Genomic DNA, 19,983 nt, shown 5'->3' with positions numbered 1-19,983 from the left:
TTCTTATTATATTACCGATATGACCGGTCAGTCAATATATTTTTAAAAGAAAAAACGCCCCCTGAATTGTCACGCTATCAGGTGACAGTTCTTTAAAAGGAGCGTTTTTCAAGCGATTTATGCCAATAAGGACAGCCCGCCATCGACAATAATGGTCTGGCCTCTGATCATGCTTGCCGCAGGTGTGCATAAAAAATAGACGGTTTCTGCAAGATCTGCCGGCTCAACAATTCGGCCTGCAGGATTCTTTTGTTTGGCTTCTTCCAGTAATTCTTCACGGTTTGGGAAGTGCCTTAACGCATCCGTATCAACTGCACCGCCCGATACCGCATTAACGACAATGTTCTTGGAAGCCAGTTCTACCGCCAAATAACGGGTGATGGCTTCAACAGATGCTTTAGACACCCCGACAGCAACATAATTGGGAAGTGCACGGATTGAACCGAGGCTGGAGAGGGCAACAATCGCTCCTGAACCGGTTTTCTCCATAAGCTGTGCTGCTTGCTGGGAAGCAAACAGGTACGCTTTTGCATTGATATCTTGTGTCCAGTCCCAATGGGATTCTTCGATTTCCATCAGTGGCCGCAATACACCGGAAGCGGCATTGTTGATGAAGACGTCCAATCGCCCGAATGTTTGGTCAACTTCCATAAACAATGCTTTAATTTGCTCGAGGTCGCCAACATTTGCTTTAACAATATGAACGGTAATTCCGTATTTTTCTTCAAATTCTTGCTTCGTTTGTTCTGCATCTTTCTTTTTTCTCATGAAATTCAAGACAAGGTTGTATCCTTCAGCCGCGAATTTAGAAGCGATGGCCTTGCCAATGCCTCGTGTTCCGCCTGTGATCAGAGCTACTTTTTTTCTCAAAAAAACACGTCCTTTTTATCATTTAGCACTTGGTACTAATTCTAAATTCTAAAGAGATTCGCAGGCAATGTCAATGCAGGGTGGAGACCTTGGTATTTGAAAGGACATGGGAAGAGAGATACTATATAATAGGTATTTACAGTTTATATGGATGAAAGGAATTTTCCCATGAGTATAGATGATTTGAATTTGCCAAACCGATTATTAGAAAAACTGAAGGATTTTAGAGGAAACCCCGGAAACCATTCAAAGGATTATCAGCATTTGATCGGGAATAAAGGGTATACCTCAGAAAATCAGGAAATCGTAAATGATGCAGTCATTGCACTTCTGATGGGCAAGAATGTTTTGTTAAAGGGGCCGACCGGTTCTGGAAAAACAAAGCTTGCCGAATATTTGTCATTTCTGTTTCAGCAGCCTCTCCACTCGATCAACTGTTCAGTAGATCTGGACGCTGAAGCATTGCTTGGACACAAGACGATCCGCTATGAAAATGGCCATTCCGAAATTGAATTTATCCCCGGCCCGGTGACAAAGGCAGCCGTAAATGGCCACTTTCTGTATATTGATGAAATTAACGTTTCCAAGCCGGAAACTCTGCCGATCCTTAACGGAATTCTTGACTATCGGCGATCGGTGACCAACCCATTTACCGGAGAATTGCTGAAAGCGGCTGAAGGATTCAATGTCATTGCCGCTATCAATGAAGGCTATATCGGCACGGTACCGTTAAACGAAGCGTTAAAGAACCGGTTTGTTGTGATTGAGGTTCCATATATTCAGGGAGATACCCTGTATGAAATGCTCCTTAACCAGTCAGAGCAGAAGGATGAGGAATTGCTAAAAGCATTTGTTCAATTTTCTGCTGATCTGATTCAGCAAACGAGTACCGGCCAGCTCTCGGAGGATGCGGCATCCATCCGCGCGCTGCTGGATGCAGCAGATCTATCCGCCTACATGCCTCCCAAACGTGCTATTCAACGGGCGGTTACTGATAAATTGGAGGACGAGCGGGAACGTACCCTCATCCACAATATAGCCGACACTCTATTTCTTTAAGGGCTTATGTGGAAACTTATTAATAGAAGCAAAGGAGGTGTAACCACATGAAGTTTTTGTCATTTGCGGATACAAAGATTGATGCCTTTCTTCACATGCAGCTTATGGACCTGGCCAAAACCTTATCACGGGATCCAAGCCTGGAGCTCGAGTTTTCATATCATTCTTATTTAAATAAACCAGTCCATGTCATCCATGTGAGCCAGTTTTGGATGACGTATCCCGGACCTGTCCAGCTTCACGGGTTAAAAAGTGAAGTGTATTTGCGAAGCTTAGGCAACTTTTATTTTAGTGATCTGAGTTTGTTGCAAGAAGCATTACACACCTATAGAAAGGAAGAACATCATCAGTTTTTAAAGCACCTTCTGCTTTTTTCCGAAGATTACCGGCTGGAGAAAGAGTGTATTGCCAGACGCCCAGGCATGACGGCTTCCTTTTCAGAGAGAAAAAAGGTTCTCCTTACCTACTACCAGCGGCAGCTGCGGCAGCATCTTCAGCAAAGAAAGTGGCTTGATGCTTTTTTCTGCAGCATTTTCTTATTGGCCAATCACCGGTTTGTAAAGTTGAGTTCTCCATTGAGCGGATTTTATGATAAACTGCGTGATCCGCTTCTTCGGTTGAACAGGGCGGAAAGCACTCGTGAAATCACGGAAATCATGCAGGTCATTCAGAACATTCTTCGGGATTTTGATGTTTTGGACATGGCTGCTTCCTACTTATCTTTTTATGAATCCAGTGCACTTACATTCAAGGATCTTGTAAGGGAGAATGAAGTCAAAACACCTCACATCATGGAAACAGAAGAAGAAACGGATGGGCAGGAAACGGAACATGAAGAAATGCCAAGCTGGCATGAGGAAACCTCTTCACCAACGGATTCCTTTCTGCAATTCGAGCTGGATCAGGGCACTTCTACTGATTTGCTGGGTGAAGGAGGAAGAAGGGCTGAGGAAGGCGATCAGGCCTTCGGTGCCGTTCAGGCTGGAGCCAAACGTTCGAAAGGCAAGGATTTTTCCGGAGAAATGGATGCCGGTCTGAACGAAAAGGGAAGTGCGCCTGGAAAGGATGTATTTCCTTATGGCGAGATGAACCGGTATGCGGTCGAAAAAAAGGTGGAGACCAAATTACCGACTTCACAGGATTTGATAAAATATTATGAAATTAAATCAGCTGTTCAGCCTTCCATCAGCTTATTGAAACAAAGTTTTTTGAAAACGATTGAGCATAAAAAGAACGTACCGAATCAGGACTTGCACTTTGGCCGTTTGAGCAAGAAACTGACACGGCTGTTGACTGACAAAAATCCGCGGCTTTTTTATAAAAAAATGGAATCGCCGCAAGAGCTTGATGCTGTTTTTACCTTGCTGGTCGATTGTTCCGCATCCATGTTCGATAAAATGGATGAAACCCACCAGGCGATTGTCTTGTTCCATGAAACGCTGAAAGCTGTGCGGATTCCACATTCGATTGTAGGCTTTTGGGAAGATGCAGCAGATGCCAAAAAAGACAGTCAGCCTAATTATTTTCAAGAAGTGATTTCATTCAACCACTCGCTGAAAAATCAATACGGTCCGGAAATTCTGCAGCTGGAGCCTCAGGAAGACAACCGCGATGGCTATTCGATCCGGAAAAAAGCAGAAGATTTGCTGAAACGCAAGGAAAAGCAAAAGTTCCTGCTCGTTTTTTCGGATGGAGAACCTGCAGCATTTGATTATGAAAACCATGGAATACTCGACACGCATGAAGCGGTGACCCATACACGTAAACTCGGAATCGAGATTCTTGGCATGTACATTTCCAACGGTAAAGTGACGGAGGAAGCTCAAAATCTGATGAAAAATATATATGGAAGCCATCAGGTTGTCGTACCGAGCGCTGCCGAACTGGTCAGTTATTTAGTGCCTGTACTCAGGAAGCTGCTGTTCAGATTGTCATAGACCCCGAGAACGTCTTTTAGGAGGCATTCATGGAAAAGGATAAATACTCAGCATATGTAACCAGTATTGAAGAACAATGTAAGGATCTGACCGTTGAAACTGTCCATAAGCTTGGTGAAGGATGGATGAGTATGGTCTTGAAGATAAATGAGGAGTGGGCATTCCGGTTTGCGAAGAACCAAAGAGCCTCTGATGATTTAGATAAAGAGGCGCGGATATTGCCTTCTCTCTCCTCTTGTATTTCTGCGGCGGTACCACGATTTAAATATTATGGCAGACAAAAAGACGGGCTGGCCTTTGCAGGTTACAGGTTACTCCCGGGAGAAATTTTGATGGAGAATTCGATTCATTCTTTTAATGAGAAAGAGAGGAAAGAATTTATTATACACTTGTCCGAATTTATCAAGGAATTACGAGCCTTTCCAGTAAAGCAGGCAAAAGCAAATGGTGTTCCGGAACAGGATTTGCACTCCTTTTATTCACGCTTGCAGCAAGAGGTGGAGAAAGATATTTTCCCCTTGATGAATAGCAGTTTGCAAAAGTATATTTCCTCTTGTTTTCAAGACTATTTACATCATCCCCGCTATGCGGAGTATACACCTTCTCCTATACACGGCGATTTGTCTATGGATCACCTATTAATTGATCCCGAAACCTTCAGAATTACGGGTGTTATTGACTTTGGCGACCTTGCGATCAGCGATCCCGATTTTGAATATCGTTATATTTTAGAAGAGTGCGGCAAATCATTTTTACAGAGTCTTCTCAGCATCATGGGTGAACAAAATATTGATGATATTCTAAAAAAAGTCGCTTTTTTTGTAACGTTTGATCATTTGCAATACATTTTGGAGGGGATCCGAAGAAAAAACAACAGCTGGATACAAGAGGGGCTGGAAGAAATAGAGTGTGAGATGAATAAAGAAAAATGAATGGCAGATTCCTTAGAAATATAGGAATCTGCCATTATTAATGGTGCAAGGCCTTTTTCTCTTGCTTTTTTTGAATATAAGCCATTCTGAGATAGAGCAGGATTGCTCCCATTGCGAGCCCGGAGATCAGCCCGACCCAATACCCAAATGCAGCAAGCGGGGTGAAGACTGCAAGAATATAGCCTGCTGGAAGACCGATGACCCAATACGAAATCAAAGATAATACAAGAGTGACATTCACATCTTTATAACCGCGCAGTGAGCCTTGAATGGGTGCGGCAATTGCGTCTGATAACTGAAAGAATACCGCATACAACAGGAAATGCTTGGTCAGGGAGATCACTGCCGGATCATTTGAATACAGTCCGGCAACCTGTTCCCGGAAAAGTAAAAGCCCGCCTGCACAAACCAGCGCCAATATGACTGCGGTTACCATCCCGAGATAGCTGTATTGTTTTGCGTCAGCATAGCGCTTGGCACCAACCTCATAACCAACCGCGATCGTAAGGGCCAGTGAAATGCTGAGTGGCAGCATGTAAAGAAATGAGGCAAAGTTAATGGCCGATTGATGTGCCGCGATTGTTGCCGTATTGAAAGAGCTCATAAGCAATGTAACCGCTGCGAAGATACTTGTTTCAAAAAAGATGGCAAAGCCGATTGGAATGCCGATTTTCAGTTGATCTTTCCAGGCGGTGATTGATACTGCAGGAAATCGGCGAAAGACGTTGTATAACGAAAAGGGTTCGATCTTATGAACAATGGTAAACGTTAGTATCGCGATGAACCAATAGGTAATACATGTTGCGTAACCAGCACCGATTCCCCCGAGTTCAGGAAATCCCCATTTCCCGAAGATCAGCAGATAATTGAACAGCGCATTGACCGGGAGAGCAGCCAGGGTCACGAACATGGACACACGGGTTCTTCCCAGAGCATCAATGAATGACCTGAGAACATTGTATAAAAAAAGAGGTATGATTCCCGTTGACAGTGCAATTAAATAACCTTTGGCCACATGACTGACTGTTGTATCCAAGTGCATGGCGTTAAGAATGGGGTCAAGAACAAAATATCCTGCCAGAATGACGGCAGCTGCCAACGTAAGCCCCAAATACAGACTTTGTATCACGGCGTCTGGAACTCTGTCCTTTTTTCCAGCGCCGTTGAACTGTGAAACAATCGGTGTCAACGCCATTAAAATTCCGCTCAAGCCTGTAAAAACCGGTACCCATATACTCGATCCGATTGCGACTCCGGCCAGCTGTGAGGCTCCTGAATGTCCGGACATTACGGTATCCAAAAAATTCATGGCATAAATGCCAAGCTGGGTGATTAAAACGGGGAAAACCAACCGCCAAAATAGTGATGCTTTTTGTTGAAGAGTTTGAGTTTTTTCCATAAGCTAGATCCTTTTCCTAATTACTGCAATACGGAAAGTATACCACAGGAAAAGGAAGGAATCAGTGGTGTTTGCAACAAAAAAAGATGGTCCTTTGAAGGACCACCTTTTTTAAGTTACGCTGTGTATACAGCTGCGTGTTTTTTAATTTCATTCATGAATTCATGGAACTGAGGGATGTTCATCTGCTGTGCAGAGTCTGACAATGCGACGGCAGGATCCGGATGAACCTCGGCCATTACGCCGTCCGCGCCGATAGCAAGCGCTGCTTTTGCTGCAGGAAGCAGGAGATCTTTTCTTCCTGTAGAATGTGTTACATCAACCATCACCGGAAGATGTGTTTCTTGTTTTAAGATTGGTACGGCAGAAATATCAAGTGTATTGCGAGTAGCTTTTTCATAGGTGCGAATGCCGCGCTCACAAAGGATAATTTGGTCATTTCCCTGGGCCAGGATGTATTCAGCCGCGTACATGAATTCTTCAATGGTTGCTGAGAGTCCGCGTTTTAAAAGCACTGGTTTGCGGATGGAACCGGCCGCTTTCAGCAGTTCGAAGTTTTGCATGTTGCGTGCACCGATTTGAACCACATCAACATAATCAAGTGCTTCTTCAAGATCGTTAGGGTTCAGGATTTCGCTGATGACAGCCAAATTTTCCTCATCGGCCACTCTGCGAAGAATCTTAAGACCTTCCATTCCAAGACCCTGGAAATCATATGGAGAGGTCCGCGGTTTAAAAGCGCCGCCACGCATAAGCGTTAAGCCCTGATCTTTAAGTGCTTTTGCCACTTGCTTCACTTGTTCGTAGCTTTCAACCGCACAAGGTCCCATCACGAAATGCTGTTCGCCTGTTCCGATTTGCTCTCCTTTAATATTGATAATTGTATCATCCGGTTTCTTTTTACGGGATACCAAGAGTGCCTTACGGTTGTCATCTTCCTGCAGTTCAAGGCTGGCTTTGAAGATTTGCTTAAAGATATATTGAAGAGTAGAGGTCTCAAATGGTCCTTCATTTCTGTCTTCGATCAAATCCAGCAGTTTGCGTTCACGGACTGGATCAAAACGCTTAACACCCTGCATTTCTTTTAGTTTTCCGATTTCTTTTACAATGGTCGCACGGTTGTTCAGTAAAGCCAGAATCTGTTCGTCGACCTCTTCAATCTCACTTCTTAATTCTGCTAGTTCTTTAGACATTTAAGCTCCTCCTCTTAATTGAAAATCAATCCACGGCTGTTAATAGGAATTACCAGGCTCTTGTTCCGATACCAATTTCGGCCTTCCGTAAAAAACAGCTCCGAATAAATTTTATTGAGTATTGTTTGCTACTTTAAAGCATGTCAGTGTATCTTGTCAAGGTGTTATTTTCAGATTTTTTCAGAGAAACTGTAAAATTATAAAAATTCACCACATCCCCTTTACAATCCGCGCCAACCGTGTTAAAACTTGATATAATACAATCTTGAAATGCAATGACAGGCAACAGTAGTATTCTTCTCCCTGTTATAAAGAGAGCTGATGGACGGTGAGAATCAGTACAAAGGAGAATGCGAATTACACCCTCGAGCTTCCTTTTTGAATGATTGGTTGATCTGATCAGTAAAAAGGACGGTTAATTACCGTTATCCTGAATGAAGAGGCGGATGATAGTTGTCCGCAATGAGGGTGGTACCGCGAATAAATTCGTCCCTGCTATTTTTTTAGCAGGGGCTTTTTTTATATTTCAATAAGAGAAACAGGAGGAAATGTAACATGAGATATCTAACAGCCGGAGAATCACACGGACCACAGCTAACCACTATTTTGGAAGGAGTGCCATCAGGACTATCTTTACCAGCACAAGTCATCAATGAGGAACTGTCCCGCAGACAAAAAGGGCACGGACGCGGCCGAAGAATGCAGATCGAAAAAGATCAGGCTATTATCAACAGCGGTGTTCGCCATGGCTATACACTGGGATCGCCGATTACACTGACGGTGGAAAACCGCGACTTCAAACACTGGACAAAGATTATGGGTGCAGAGCCTCTTGAAGACGACAGTGAAGAAGTGAAACGCCAAATTACGCGCCCCCGTCCGGGTCATGCGGATTTAAATGGAGCCATCAAATACAATCATCGTGACATGAGAAATGTACTGGAGCGTTCCTCAGCGAGGGAAACGACGGTAAGAGTGGCAGCAGGGGCTGTCGCCAAACAGCTCTTAAATGAGCTTGGTATCCAAGTGGGCGGTCATGTCATCGAGATCGGCGGGATCGTTGCTGAAAAAATGGAGTTTGACTCACTCAAAGATCTTCAGGAAAGAACGGAAGCATCTCCGGTCCGCTGTCTTGATGAAGAAGCCGGACTTAAGATGATGAAAGCCATTGACGATGCAAAGGAAAACGGAGATTCAATCGGCGGTATTGTAGAAGTCATTGTGGAAGGCATGCCGGTCGGTGTTGGCAGCTATGTACATTATGACCGTAAACTGGATGCGAAACTTGCCGCCGCTGTGATGAGCATTAATGCTTTTAAAGGAGTGGAAATCGGTATCGGGTTTGAAGCGGCCCATAAACCCGGCAGCCTTGTCCATGATGAAATCACATGGGACAAAGAGAAGGGCTACTCAAGAAAAACAAACAATGCCGGAGGATTTGAAGGCGGCATGACCACAGGAATGCCGGTTGTAGTGAGAGGCGTAATGAAGCCCATTCCTACATTATATAAACCACTGCAAAGTGTTGATATTGATTCCAAGGAAGCATTCCAGGCAAGCATAGAGCGTTCGGACAGCTGCGCTGTTCCTGCTGCTAGCGTTGTGGCAGAAGCGGTTGTCGCCTGGGAACTTGCCGCTGCCCTTGCAGAGCAGTTTGGCTCAGACAACATCGAGCGCATGAAGGAAAACATTGCACGCCATAACCAGCAGGCGAGTGAGTTTTAAATGGAAACGCTGCATGTTCAAACGGATACAAAGCAATATCCGGTTCTCATCGGCAATAAGATCATTACAGATCTGTCTCCTTTAATAGAAGAATTAAAGCCGGCAGTAACAAGTGTGCTGATCCTTTCGGACGAAACGGTGGGCGCGCTCTATATGGATAAAGCGGTTGAATCTCTTAAAGGGTTAAATCAGCCGGTGCACACCTTTGTTGTACCTGGCGGGGATGGCGAAAAATCATTTTCCAACTATTATAATAGTCTTACGTTTGCACTGGAAAAAGGATTGGACCGAAATTCGCTCATTGTTGCGCTTGGCGGCGGTATGATCGGAGATTTGGCAGGATTTGTGGCAGGAACGTATATGCGGGGCATCCGTTTCATCCAGCTGCCCACCACCCTTCTTGCCCACGACAGTGCGGTAGGGGGAAAGACAGGGATTAATCATCCGCTCGGCAAAAACATGGTTGGTGTGTTTCATCAGCCGGAAGCAGTATTTTATTCTATTGATTTTCTGGATTCTTTGCCGCTTCCGGAAATTCGTTCCGGTTTTGCAGAAGTGATCAAACATGCATTGATTCAGGATGAAGAATTCTACGATTATTTAAAGGGAGAAATCTCTGATTTATCCGATATCCCGCCGGAAAAGCTTTCCTATATTTTAAAAAAGGGGATTTCGATTAAAGCAAAAGTGGTATCGCAGGATGAAAAAGAAAAAGGACTTCGCGCCATTTTAAATTTCGGTCATACACTTGGCCATGCTATTGAGAGTGAATCCGGATACGGGACGATCTCGCACGGTGATGCTGTGGCGATCGGCATGAGGTTTGCACTGCAGCTGAGCGAGGAGCTTGGAGACACAAACCTTCATTATAAGGAGATCTCCAATTGGCTAAAACATTTCAATTATCCATCCGTTCCATCAAAACTCGATGCAGAGCGGCTGCTTGGCGCGATGAAGCGTGATAAAAAATCAACATCGGGCCGGGTGAAAATGGTGCTGCTTGAAGCAATCGGACAGCCGTATGTAAAAGAGGTGGAGGATTGCACTTTGCTGAACGCGCTGAAGAAATTCTTAATGACAGACAAGGAGAAATAATGGTGAAAAAACGGGTACTGCTGATCGGATTAGGCCTTATCGGCGGATCCATAGCCATGGCAGTTAAAAAAGAACACGAATGTATAATTGTTGGCAACGACATATCTCCAGATCACGAAAATTTGGCCAAGCGGCTGCAGATTGTAGACGAGATCAGCAACGATCTTGAAAAAGAAGCAGCAGCTGCCGATCTTATTATCCTGGCAACACCAGTGGAGGAAACGGAACGCTTACTCGATTGGTTTGCTTCCTTTGAAAACCCGCCCAAAGCGCTGATCACCGATGTGGGCAGCACCAAAAGCAAAATTATGGAGAAAGCCCAAAAGCTGCAGGACCAGGGCATTCATTTCATTGGCGGCCACCCGATGGCCGGTTCCCATAAGTCCGGTCCGGGAAGTGCGAAGGCTCATCTGTTTGAGAATGCTTTCTATATGATTACCCCGACACCTTCAACACAAGATGACCAGATCAATGAACTGAAGGAATGGCTAAAAGGAACACATGCCAAGTTTATTGTAATGGATGCCGAAAAGCATGATTTGCTTACAGGTGTTGTCAGTCATTTTCCACATGTTGTTGCCGCAAGTCTCGTGCGGCAGGTAGAGCAATATGCTCATTCTCACGCCCAGATCAATGACTTGGCTGCCGGAGGGTTTAAAGACATTACCCGGATTGCTTCGAGCAGTCCGGCCATGTGGAAGGATATCATTAAGCATAATAAAGAGAATATTCTGCACCTGATTGATGAGTGGGCCTATGAAATGGAACACGTTAAAGATTTGGTTAAAAGCGGGAATGACCAGGGGCTTTACGATTATTTTTCGGGAGCAAAAACGTATCGCGATGCATTGCCGATTAAAGCAAAAGGGGCAATTACCTCCTTTTATGACCTTTATGTTGACATCATTGATGACATTGGTGTCATTTCCCGTGTCACTTCAATCCTTGCTGAGAACAAGCTCAGCATTACCAATATCCGTGTCATCGAAGCAAGAGAGGATATCTATGGGGTGCTCAGGATCAGTTTTCAGTCAGAGGATGACAGGGATTCTGCGAAAGAAAGCCTGGAGGAATTGCAATTCACCACATACATTGCCATGTGAATAAGGAGGTATAAACATGTTGAAAACATTGCGGGCAGTATCAGGTTTACAGGGGAGCCTGAGGGTTCCCGGAGATAAATCCATTTCCCACCGTGCAGTAATGTTCGGATCCATCGCCGAAGGGACAACGACGGTTAATGGGTTTCTTCCTGGGGATGATTGTTTAAGCACTATTGACTGCTTCAGGAAAATGGGAGTATCCATCGAGCAGAGCGATGATACAGTTAAAATAGAAGGAAAAGGGCTGGATGGTCTGACAGAACCTTCTGAAATACTGGATGTCGGGAACTCAGGAACGACAATCCGCCTGATGCTTGGCATACTTGCCAATACACCTTTTCATGCGTGTCTGATTGGAGATGCTTCGATTGCGAAGCGGCCCATGAAAAGGGTAACCGCTCCATTGCGGGAAAGAGGAGTGGCCATTGACGGAAGAGAAGATGGAAACTTTGTTCCGCTCTCCATCCGGGGCGGAAACACACAAACCTATCATTACAACTCGCCCGTTGCCAGTGCACAGGTAAAGTCCGCTGTGCTGCTGTCCGGTTTAAAAGCAGAAGGAACGACTTCTGTAACTGAGCCCTATACCTCCAGGGATCATACCGAACGTATGTTGAGAGCATTCGGCTGCGAGGTGCAGGTAAGCGGCAAAACTGCCAGTTTGAAGGGTGGACAGTCTCTAAAGGGAACCCATATAGAGGTTCCCGGCGATATTTCCTCCGCCGCGTTTTTTCTGGTAGCCGGGGCAATCATACCCAACAGTGAAATCACTTTGAAAAAAGTGGGCATGAATTCTACAAGGACAGGTATCATCGATGTTCTTCAGCAAATGGGAGCGGACCTGACCATCTCAGCAGTTGAAGGAGAGGACTCAGAACCATATGCCGACATTACGGTTCGCACGTCAGAACTTAAAGGAATTGAAATCGGCGGAGAAATCATACCGCGCTTGATTGATGAAATTCCAATCATTGCACTCGCCGCAACACAAGCTTCCGGCACGACAGTAATCAAGGATGCGGCTGAACTAAAAGTAAAAGAGACGAACCGCATTGATACGGTCGTTAATGAATTGAAAAAGTTCGGTGCGGACATTACCGCTACAGCAGACGGGATGATTATCAAGAAAACGGACCGTCTGCAAGGAGCCGAAACTCACAGCCACGGAGACCACAGAATAGGAATGATGCTCGCGATTGCAGCGTGTCTCAGTGAAGGAGAAACCTCACTCTCAGACAGCCAGGCCGTTACCGTCTCTTATCCTAACTTCTTCGAACAGCTTGAGCAGCTGCAAAAAGAAAACATCGGAGTATAGTACGGCTATATGGATTTTACATCAAACCTAATATAATAGTAGAAAAAATTTCAGAACAGCATAAACTGCGGAGGAGTGGAATTCTTCTCCGCTCTTTTTCGTGGAAAAAGCTGTTGAAATCCACTTGCACGGTGGACAGCAGAGTATGGTATGATACAATCATTGAGATTATGGAATCAGCGAAGGAGAAATAAAAATTTATGATTACAGTTACGAACGTTGGTCTAAGATACGGAGACCGAAAATTATTTGAAGACGTGAATATTAAATTCACACCCGGCAACTGCTACGGTTTAATCGGAGCAAACGGTGCCGGAAAATCCACCTTTATCAAAATTTTATCCGGTGAAATCGAAGCACAAACCGGTGATGTTCATATAACACCAGGAGAACGCCGGGCCGTTTTGAAGCAAAACCACTTCGAATACGAAGAAAATGAAGTTCTGCAAACCGTCATCATGGGGCATGCCCGCCTGTATGAAATCATGCAGGAAAAAGACGCAATCTACATGAAACCCGATTTCTCCGATGAAGACGGCATTAAAGCCGCAGAGCTTGAGGGAGAGTTTGCGGAATTGAACGGCTGGGAAGCTGAATCAGAAGCTGCCATCCTTCTAAAAGGATTGGGAATTGGAGAAGACCTTCATTATAAAAAGCTGGCTGAGCTTTCAGGCTCTGAGAAGGTAAAAGTTCTTCTTGCACAGGCTTTGTTTGGAAAACCGGACATCCTTCTACTGGATGAGCCGACCAACCATCTGGATCTTCGTGCAATCAAGTGGCTAGAAGAGTTTTTAATCAATTTTGAGAACACCGTTATTGTTGTTTCGCATGACCGTCACTTCTTGAACAAGGTTTGTACACACATGGCGGACCTTGATTTTGGCAAAATCCAGCTGTATGTGGGCAACTATGATTTCTGGTATGAATCAAGCCAGCTGGCACAGAAAATGGCACAAGAACAGAACAAAAAGAAAGAAGAAAAAATCAAGGAACTGCAAAATTTTGTGGCACGCTTTAGCGCCAACGCTTCAAAGTCTAAACAAGCCACTTCCAGAAAGAAATTGCTTGAGAAAATTTCACTTGATGACATTCGTCCATCAACCCGTAAATATCCTTATGTTAATTTTTCGATTGACCGTGAAATCGGAAATGATCTTCTTAGTGTCGAAGGTTTGAGTAAGACCATTGAGGGCGAACAAGTGCTTAATAATGTCAGCTTTACGATGAATAAAGGGGACAAAATTGCTTTCACAGGGAAAAATGAAATGGCAGCAACTGTTCTTTTCAAAATTTTGATGGGTGAAATGGAAGCAGACAGTGGAAGCTTCAAATGGGGAGTAACGACCTCGCAAGCCTTTTTCCCGAAGGACAACAGTTCCTACTTTGAAAATAACGAACTCAATCTTGTGGACTGGCTCCGACAATATTCGCCGGCTGATCAGTCGGAAAGCTTTTTGCGTGGTTTCTTGGGACGCATGCTGTTTTCCGGCGAAGAAGTGATGAAAAAGGCAAAAGTTCTGTCAGGTGGGGAAAAAGTACGCTGCATGCTGTCCAAAATGATGCTTAGTGGAAGCAATGTGCTATTGCTTGACGATCCGACCAACCATCTGGATCTAGAATCCATTACAGCGCTGAACAACGGACTGATCAATTATAAAGGATCATTATTGTTCACTTCCCATGACCATCAATTTGTGCAGACGATTGCCAACCGAATCATTGAAATTACGCCGAACGGTCTTCTTGACAAGCAGATGACGTATGATGAATTCCTGGAAAATACAGAATTACAAAAGCAAAGAGAAACCATGTATCAATAAACAAAACGGCCGTTCAGGCCGTTTTTGTTTTTTTCGGGATTGATTCTAAAATAAAAAGGGAAAAATAGTGGGAAATAATCCATCAGAAAATGAAATAAACCGGTGGACGGGGAATAATAGCGAAAGAATTGAAGTATTTCCCATTGTCTGAATTCTATTGTTTTTTATCCGGTTTCTATGTATAGTGTGGTTTAAATGGATTGGGAAAGGATGCTGCAATGTTTCAAGATATTAAATATTTAAGCTTTGGAGAAGCAGGAATTCTCCTTGAATTTGGTTCTGTAATGGACAAAGAGATAAATCTTCAAATTCATAAAACAGCGAAATGGCTGAATGATCATCCTTTTGACGGATTTATCGAAACAGTTCCTGCCTACACCACACTGACTGTCTTATATGATCCTATGAAATTTATCCATTTTAAAAAGTCAGCGTTTGAACTGGCAGTAGAACAAATAAGAAATAAGTTAGAATCAATGCCGGACGAAAACAGTTCTGTCGGCCGGACCATTGAAATTCCTGTTTGTTATGGCGGTGATTTTGGCCCGGATCTTGAAAACGTTGCCAGCATAAACGGGATAAGCCCACAGGAAGTCATCTCAATACATACTGAAAAAACGTATTATGTGTATATGCTTGGTTTTGCACCAGGTTTTCCGTTTCTGGGAGGTATGGCGAAGGAAATTGCTGCTCCGCGACTTTCATCTCCCCGGCTGTCCATTCCTAAAGGAAGCGTTGGTATTGCAGGAGAGCAGACCGGCATTTATCCCATTGAAACTCCGGGGGGCTGGCAGTTGATCGGCAGAACACCGACAAAGCTTTTTACGCCGGATCAGGATCACCCCGTATTGTTACAAGCAGGGGATCAGGTGAAATTTTATCAAATTACACCAGAAGAATATCATGCATGGGAGGCTGAACATGAGCATCACGATTGATAAACCGGGCATGTTGACAAGCCTTCAGGATCTGGGAAGGTTTTCCTATCAGCAATTTGGTGTAATTGCGAGCGGTGCTATGGACCCTTTCGCCCATACAGCGGCCAACCTCCTTGTCGGGAATCCGGCAAATGAAGCAACGCTGGAAGCGACCCTTTTGGGACCACGTTTAACATTCGAAGCCGAAACGTATATCGCGGTAGGCGGAGCCGACCTGACACCTTCTTTAAATGGCAAACCGATTCAAAACTGGCGGACATATAAAATTAATCCGAATGATGTACTCGAATTCGGCAAGTGCAGATGGGGCTGCAGAGCATATATAGCAGTTGCTGGGGGATTTGATACGGAGCCCGTAATGGGAAGCAAAAGCACATATCTCCGTGCAGGCATCGGGGGTCATCAGGGAAGGGCACTTAAAGAAGGAGACCGTCTGAAAACAGGTTCTTTTACATCAACCTTTAAGCCTGTGTCCTTAAAGTGGCTGATGAGCCGCGGCTTGCGGACGGTCTATGAAAATATGGGGCGTATTCGCGCGGTAAAAGGCAGGCATTTCGATTACTTCACATCGGAAAGCCAAAACGCTTTTTTTGAAAAAGAATTTACCATCACCACTAAATCAGACAGAATGGGTTATCGTGCAGAAGGGACAACCCTTCAATTGGAACGGAAAGAAGAAATTTTGTCAGAACCCGTTTTATTTGGCACTGTACAGGTACCGGCTGAAGGAAACCCTATCATATTGATGGCTGACCGGCAAACGACTGGAGGTTATCCTAAAATCGCCCAGACCGCTTTTGTGGATTTGCCGAAGCTGGCACAGGCCAAGCCGGGAGACAAGGTCGTGTTTCAGGAGATTTCCGAAGAGGAAGCGCAGATAAACTATATCATTCAAAAAATACAGCTCAACTACTTGCAGACGGGAATCCGTCTTAAAAACAGAGAAGGGTGAGAATATGCAATTTTTGGTAGATATAAACTGTGACATGGGAGAGAGTTTTGGCCGTTATAAAATTGGTCATGATAAAGAAATGATGGAGCATATTTCTTCGGCAAATATTGCGTGTGGATTTCATGCGGGGGATCCTTCCATCATGAAGGAGACGGTCAGGCTTGCCCTGGAAAATAACGTGGCGGTTGGCGCCCACCCCGGTCTCCCGGACCTGATTGGTTTTGGCCGCAGGAATTTTTCCCTTACACCGCAGGAAGCCTATGACTATGTACTTTACCAGACAGGCGCATTGCATGCGTTTGTACAGGCAGAAGGCGGAAAAATCCGCCATGTTAAGCCGCATGGAGCACTTTATAATATGGCAGCTGTGAATAAGGAACTTGCCAGGGGAATTGCTGAAGCTGTTTACAGTCTGAATCCTGAGATCATTCTTTTCGGGCTGGCGGGAAGTGAGCTGGTTAATGCCGGTGATGAAGCGGGGCTTCAGACATGCAGTGAAGTGTTCGCAGACAGGACCTATCAGCCGGACGGGACACTTACGCCAAGAAGTCAGCCTGACAGCTTGCTGACAAACGATGAAGATGCCGTGAGCCAGGTCATTACAATGGTCAAACAAGGAACGGTGAACACCCCGGCTGGCGATATTTCCATAAAGGCGGAGACTATTTGTATTCACGGAGACGGTGAGCACGCACTTTCGTTTGCTGAGAAAATCAATTCGGCATTTGAGAAAGAAGGAATTCAACGCATAAATTACGGATGAAACGAGGAAATCAGATGAAGCAAAAAAGCAATTGGCAGCTCCTGTTGGGAGCGGCATTCCTGATGGCAACGTCCGCCATAGGACCGGGATTTTTAGTACAAACAACAGTCTTTACACAATCATTGCTTGCAAGTTTTGGTTTTGTTATTTTAATATCCATTCTTCTTGATATAGGAGCACAGCTCAATGTATGGAGAATCATTGCCGTTTCTGAACGAAAAGCTCAGGATATTGCGAATACGCTTTTGCCTGGGCTCGGTTTTTTTATCGCCCTTCTTGTCGTAATCGGTGGGTTTGCGTTTAATATCGGAAATGTAGGCGGTGCGGGACTCGGTTTAAACGTTATATTTGGCGGATTGTCCCCGCAAGCTGGAGCAGCCATCAGTGGGGCGATTGCGATCTCCATCTTCCTGGTAAAGGAAGCGGGCAAAGCGATGGACCGTTTTTCTCTGGTCGCCGGCTTTGTCATGGTTGCGCTCACGGTTTATGTGGCAATAACTTCGTCTCCACCGGTTGGTGAGGCGGTTGCCAAAACGTTTGCTCCTGATAAAATTGATTTTACCGCCATTGTGACGCTGGTAGGAGGAACTGTTGGGGGGTACATTACCTTTGCAGGCGGGCACAGGCTGTTGGATGCTGGAGTAAAGGGAGAAAAAGCTCTTGGGGAAGTGAATAAGAGTGCAGTCTCTGCCATTGGTATCGCTTCAATCATGCGCATATTTCTTTTTCTGGCAGCGCTTGGAGTCGTCGCAAGCGGCGTAACCCTTGATCCGGGAAATCCACCAGCATCGGTGTTTAAGTATGCGGCAGGAAATATCGGCTACAAGATTTTCGGGATTGTCATGTGGTCGGCAGCTGTAACTTCAATTATTGGAGCAGCTTATACGTCAATTTCATTTATCCGTACCTTTCATCCGAAGCTTGAAAAGCATGGTAACCTGCTTATCGTGACATTTATCCTTTTGTCCACGATCCTCAACATCATAATCGGGAAACCAGTAAAATTACTTGTATTCGTCGGCGCATTAAACGGGCTGATTCTACCGATTACTCTTGGAGTAATGCTCGTTGCAGCTTATAATAAAAAAATCGTAGGTTCTTACAAGCATCCCCTTTGGATGACACTGTTCGGTGCTGTCATAGCCATTGGGATGGCAGTAATGGGCGTACTGACGTTTATGAATTTGTAGCCTGTATAAAACTTTAATAAAGGTGGTAACAGGATGAAAAGATTAAACGATTGGTTTAACGATGGTTTAACGAAAGAAGAGTATGGGGGCAGCATGACCGTCAATAAGGAGGAACTGCAGTCCATCTATGACCGTTTTACACTTTCCGACGAAGACAGAGACTTTTACCAGAGCCTGCCGGTACTGGAGCTCAAGGCGGTTGTTCTGACAGCGGACTGGTGCGGGGATGCCATGCTCTGCGTACCCATCATAGAGCGGATCGCCGAGTATGCCGGAATTGAATTGCGGTATTTGATCAGGGACGAAAATCTAGAGCTCATGGACCAGTATTTGACCAACGGGACCTCCCGGGCCATTCCGAAGTTTATCTTTATGGATCAGGACGGAAATGAGAAAGCGGTATGGGGGCCACGATCGCCAGAAGTGCAAACCCTGATTGATCAGGAGAGGGGAAAGCTTCCTTTCAAAGATGATCCTGCATTTGAGCAAAAACAGCAGGAGATGTACAGAAGCTTTAAAGAAAAACTGACGAGTGATCAAGAGCTTTGGCAATCCGTGAACCGCAGTGTCAAAAATCAGCTGGAAAAACTTACAGTGTAATAGAAATCAACAAGGAGCCGCTAAGCAATTTGAGCGGCTCCTTTGTTTTGGGCAAAGTATTTTGCCTTTGGGTGCTGCAGCACTATAATTGAATAAGAAAATTGTTTGAGAATAGGGGTTACTGCCATGAAAAGTCAAAATGAACAAACGGCCGGCATCTGGTACGCGGCACTTTCTTATTTGATGTGGGGATTTTTGCCGTTATACTGGAAACCGCTGCAATCTGCAAGTTCAGGGGATGTTTTAGCCCACCGCATTATTTGGTCCTTTGCATTTATGCTGCTGATCATTGTGTTTATGAAAAGAACCTCTGGATTTACGGGAAATTTACGGAGGTTGTTTTTGGATAAAAAAAATTTCTTTGCCGTGCTGGCCTCTTCGCTGCTGATTAGCGCCAACTGGCTGATTTACATTTGGGCTGTCAACTCCAATCATGTGGTTGAGGCAAGCCTTGGGTATTATATTAATCCGCTTATCAGCGTTCTTTTAGGCATCATCGTTTTAAAAGAAAAGCTGAATGCATGGCAGGTGGTCTCTTTTGTTGTGGCACTGGCTGGAGTTGGCCTCTTGACGTTTCAGTATGGCCGTTTTCCATGGGTCGCACTATCGCTTGCATTAAGCTTTGGTTTGTACGGACTGGCCAAAAAGGTGGGAAGCTTCGATTCTGTCACCGGCCTGACGTATGAAACAATGTTTGTGACCCCTCTGGCGCTCGTCTATATCTTTTTCGCACAGCAAAGGGGTACAGAAGCCTTTGCCGCACAAAGCAGCACAGTGACCCTGTTATTAATGGGAGCGGGGGTTGTAACAGCAATCCCATTGCTATGCTTTGCTCAGGCAGCGAAACGTATCTCGCTTTCCATGATCGGGTTTCTCCAATATATCGCACCTACAATCATGCTTATTTTGGGAGTTTTCCTTTATCATGAGGAATTTTCGAGAACCCGTCTTTTTTCTTTTGTCCTGATATGGCTGGCGCTTATTATCTTTTCATTTTCCAAAACAAGGTGGCTGACCCGCTTACAGGCTAAAAATAAGCAGAAAACATACGGAATGTGACAATTTTCGGGCGGAATTCGCAACTAGCGGTCA

17 protein-coding genes and 1 other annotated feature are annotated in these 19,983 nt (G+C 44.8%); of the genes, 14 read left to right on the top strand and 3 right to left on the bottom strand.

Translation table 11 applies throughout. The annotated features are described in order from the left end of the window. Positions 1-117: 117 nt before the first annotated feature. Positions 118-870, bottom strand: a complete 753-nt coding sequence (fabL, locus tag QYB97_RS01670; RefSeq protein WP_301164222.1) for an enoyl-[acyl-carrier-protein] reductase FabL — start codon at positions 868-870, stop codon at positions 118-120. A 168-nt stretch (positions 871-1,038) separates the two neighbouring features. Here fabL and QYB97_RS01665 point away from each other — a divergent pair, with 168 nt between their 5' ends. The 3 genes from QYB97_RS01665 to QYB97_RS01655 are packed head-to-tail and all read left to right on the top strand — an operon-like array spanning position 1,039 to position 4,798. Continuing rightward, a complete protein-coding gene (locus tag QYB97_RS01665; RefSeq protein WP_425589750.1) occupies positions 1,039-1,929 on the top strand; it encodes an ATP-binding protein in 891 nt (296 codons plus the stop codon). Between the two features lie 47 nt (positions 1,930-1,976). Then, the gene (locus QYB97_RS01660; RefSeq protein WP_301164220.1) at positions 1,977-3,866 is read left to right on the top strand and encodes a vWA domain-containing protein; all 1,890 of its coding nucleotides are present in this window, start codon (positions 1,977-1,979) and stop codon (positions 3,864-3,866) included. A gap of 29 nt (positions 3,867-3,895) precedes the next feature. Next, a complete protein-coding gene (locus QYB97_RS01655) occupies positions 3,896-4,798 on the top strand; it encodes a phosphotransferase family protein (RefSeq protein ID WP_301164219.1) in 903 nt (300 codons plus the stop codon). A gap of 37 nt (positions 4,799-4,835) precedes the next feature. Here QYB97_RS01655 and QYB97_RS01650 read toward each other — a convergent pair whose 3' ends face one another. Both QYB97_RS01650 and QYB97_RS01645 read right to left on the bottom strand, forming a co-directional pair. Beyond that, positions 4,836-6,197: an MATE family efflux transporter gene (locus QYB97_RS01650; RefSeq protein WP_301164218.1), complete on the bottom strand. Its 1,362-nt coding sequence runs from the start codon at positions 6,195-6,197 to the stop codon at positions 4,836-4,838. 116 nt (positions 6,198-6,313) lie between these two features. After that, positions 6,314-7,390: a bifunctional 3-deoxy-7-phosphoheptulonate synthase/chorismate mutase gene (locus QYB97_RS01645; RefSeq protein ID WP_301164217.1), complete on the bottom strand. Its 1,077-nt coding sequence runs from the start codon at positions 7,388-7,390 to the stop codon at positions 6,314-6,316. Positions 7,391-7,656: 266 nt separating this feature from the next. Next, positions 7,657-7,887: a binding site (T-box leader), on the top strand. Between the two features lie 58 nt (positions 7,888-7,945). Between QYB97_RS01645 and aroC the strand changes: the two genes are divergently transcribed. From aroC to rarD, 11 genes are all read left to right on the top strand, one after another. Further along, positions 7,946-9,115, top strand: a complete 1,170-nt coding sequence (gene aroC / locus QYB97_RS01640) for a chorismate synthase (protein WP_301164216.1) — start codon at positions 7,946-7,948, stop codon at positions 9,113-9,115. Further along, positions 9,116-10,210 carry a 3-dehydroquinate synthase gene (gene aroB, locus QYB97_RS01635; RefSeq protein WP_301164215.1) on the top strand — a complete coding sequence of 365 codons (1,095 nt, stop codon included), beginning with the start codon at positions 9,116-9,118 and terminating at the stop codon, positions 10,208-10,210. It begins immediately after the preceding gene. After that, the gene (locus tag QYB97_RS01630; protein WP_425589749.1) at positions 10,210-11,313 is read left to right on the top strand and encodes a prephenate dehydrogenase; all 1,104 of its coding nucleotides are present in this window, start codon (positions 10,210-10,212) and stop codon (positions 11,311-11,313) included. The genes aroB and QYB97_RS01630 overlap by 1 nt, the downstream gene beginning before the upstream one ends. A gap of 16 nt (positions 11,314-11,329) precedes the next feature. After that, positions 11,330-12,628, top strand: a complete 1,299-nt coding sequence (gene aroA, locus QYB97_RS01625; RefSeq protein WP_301164214.1) for a 3-phosphoshikimate 1-carboxyvinyltransferase — start codon at positions 11,330-11,332, stop codon at positions 12,626-12,628. A gap of 200 nt (positions 12,629-12,828) precedes the next feature. Next, positions 12,829-14,448, top strand: coding sequence for an ABC-F family ATP-binding cassette domain-containing protein (locus QYB97_RS01620; protein WP_301164213.1), 1,620 nt, complete (start codon positions 12,829-12,831; stop codon positions 14,446-14,448). A 218-nt stretch (positions 14,449-14,666) separates the two neighbouring features. After that, a complete protein-coding gene (pxpB, locus tag QYB97_RS01615; RefSeq protein WP_301164212.1) occupies positions 14,667-15,386 on the top strand; it encodes a 5-oxoprolinase subunit PxpB in 720 nt (239 codons plus the stop codon). Further along, a complete protein-coding gene (locus tag QYB97_RS01610; protein WP_301164211.1) occupies positions 15,370-16,338 on the top strand; it encodes a 5-oxoprolinase subunit C family protein in 969 nt (322 codons plus the stop codon). The genes pxpB and QYB97_RS01610 overlap by 17 nt, the downstream gene beginning before the upstream one ends. Before the next feature lie 4 nt (positions 16,339-16,342). After that, the gene (locus tag QYB97_RS01605) at positions 16,343-17,101 is read left to right on the top strand and encodes a 5-oxoprolinase subunit PxpA (protein WP_301164210.1); all 759 of its coding nucleotides are present in this window, start codon (positions 16,343-16,345) and stop codon (positions 17,099-17,101) included. Positions 17,102-17,115: 14 nt separating this feature from the next. Continuing rightward, the gene (locus QYB97_RS01600) at positions 17,116-18,291 is read left to right on the top strand and encodes an NRAMP family divalent metal transporter (RefSeq protein ID WP_301164209.1); all 1,176 of its coding nucleotides are present in this window, start codon (positions 17,116-17,118) and stop codon (positions 18,289-18,291) included. A gap of 33 nt (positions 18,292-18,324) precedes the next feature. Then, on the top strand, positions 18,325-18,891 hold the full coding sequence (locus QYB97_RS01595) for a thioredoxin family protein (protein WP_301164208.1): 567 nt from the start codon (positions 18,325-18,327) through the stop codon (positions 18,889-18,891). A 126-nt stretch (positions 18,892-19,017) separates the two neighbouring features. Then, positions 19,018-19,950, top strand: coding sequence for an EamA family transporter RarD (gene rarD, locus QYB97_RS01590; protein WP_301164207.1), 933 nt, complete (start codon positions 19,018-19,020; stop codon positions 19,948-19,950). Positions 19,951-19,983: the final 33 nt, after the last annotated feature.

It is taken from the genome of Fictibacillus fluitans (assembly GCF_030418125.1).
Lineage (GTDB): Bacteria > Bacillota > Bacilli > Bacillales > Fictibacillaceae > Fictibacillus_C > Fictibacillus_C fluitans.
Note: the sequence above shows the minus strand (reverse complement) of the source record. Positions and strands in the feature narration are given on the sequence as shown.

Excerpts from the sequence above, each read along its gene's own strand:
- QYB97_RS01665 (WP_425589750.1), top strand. The coding sequence starts at position 1,039 with ATGAGTATAGATGATTTGAATTTGCCAAACCGATTATTAGAAAAACTG.
- QYB97_RS01660 (WP_301164220.1), top strand. The coding sequence starts at position 1,977 with ATGAAGTTTTTGTCATTTGCGGATACAAAGATTGATGCCTTTCTTCAC.
- QYB97_RS01655 (WP_301164219.1), top strand. The coding sequence starts at position 3,896 with ATGGAAAAGGATAAATACTCAGCATATGTAACCAGTATTGAAGAACAA.
- QYB97_RS01650 (WP_301164218.1), bottom strand. The coding sequence starts at position 6,197 with ATGGAAAAAACTCAAACTCTTCAACAAAAAGCATCACTATTTTGGCGG.
- QYB97_RS01645 (WP_301164217.1), bottom strand. The coding sequence starts at position 7,390 with ATGTCTAAAGAACTAGCAGAATTAAGAAGTGAGATTGAAGAGGTCGAC.
- aroC (WP_301164216.1), top strand. The coding sequence starts at position 7,946 with ATGAGATATCTAACAGCCGGAGAATCACACGGACCACAGCTAACCACT.
- aroB (WP_301164215.1), top strand. The coding sequence starts at position 9,116 with ATGGAAACGCTGCATGTTCAAACGGATACAAAGCAATATCCGGTTCTC.
- QYB97_RS01630 (WP_425589749.1), top strand. The coding sequence starts at position 10,210 with ATGGTGAAAAAACGGGTACTGCTGATCGGATTAGGCCTTATCGGCGGA.
- aroA (WP_301164214.1), top strand. The coding sequence starts at position 11,330 with ATGTTGAAAACATTGCGGGCAGTATCAGGTTTACAGGGGAGCCTGAGG.
- QYB97_RS01620 (WP_301164213.1), top strand. The coding sequence starts at position 12,829 with ATGATTACAGTTACGAACGTTGGTCTAAGATACGGAGACCGAAAATTA.
- pxpB (WP_301164212.1), top strand. The coding sequence starts at position 14,667 with ATGTTTCAAGATATTAAATATTTAAGCTTTGGAGAAGCAGGAATTCTC.
- QYB97_RS01610 (WP_301164211.1), top strand. The coding sequence starts at position 15,370 with ATGAGCATCACGATTGATAAACCGGGCATGTTGACAAGCCTTCAGGAT.
- QYB97_RS01605 (WP_301164210.1), top strand. The coding sequence starts at position 16,343 with ATGCAATTTTTGGTAGATATAAACTGTGACATGGGAGAGAGTTTTGGC.
- QYB97_RS01600 (WP_301164209.1), top strand. The coding sequence starts at position 17,116 with ATGAAGCAAAAAAGCAATTGGCAGCTCCTGTTGGGAGCGGCATTCCTG.
- QYB97_RS01595 (WP_301164208.1), top strand. The coding sequence starts at position 18,325 with ATGAAAAGATTAAACGATTGGTTTAACGATGGTTTAACGAAAGAAGAG.
- rarD (WP_301164207.1), top strand. The coding sequence starts at position 19,018 with ATGAAAAGTCAAAATGAACAAACGGCCGGCATCTGGTACGCGGCACTT.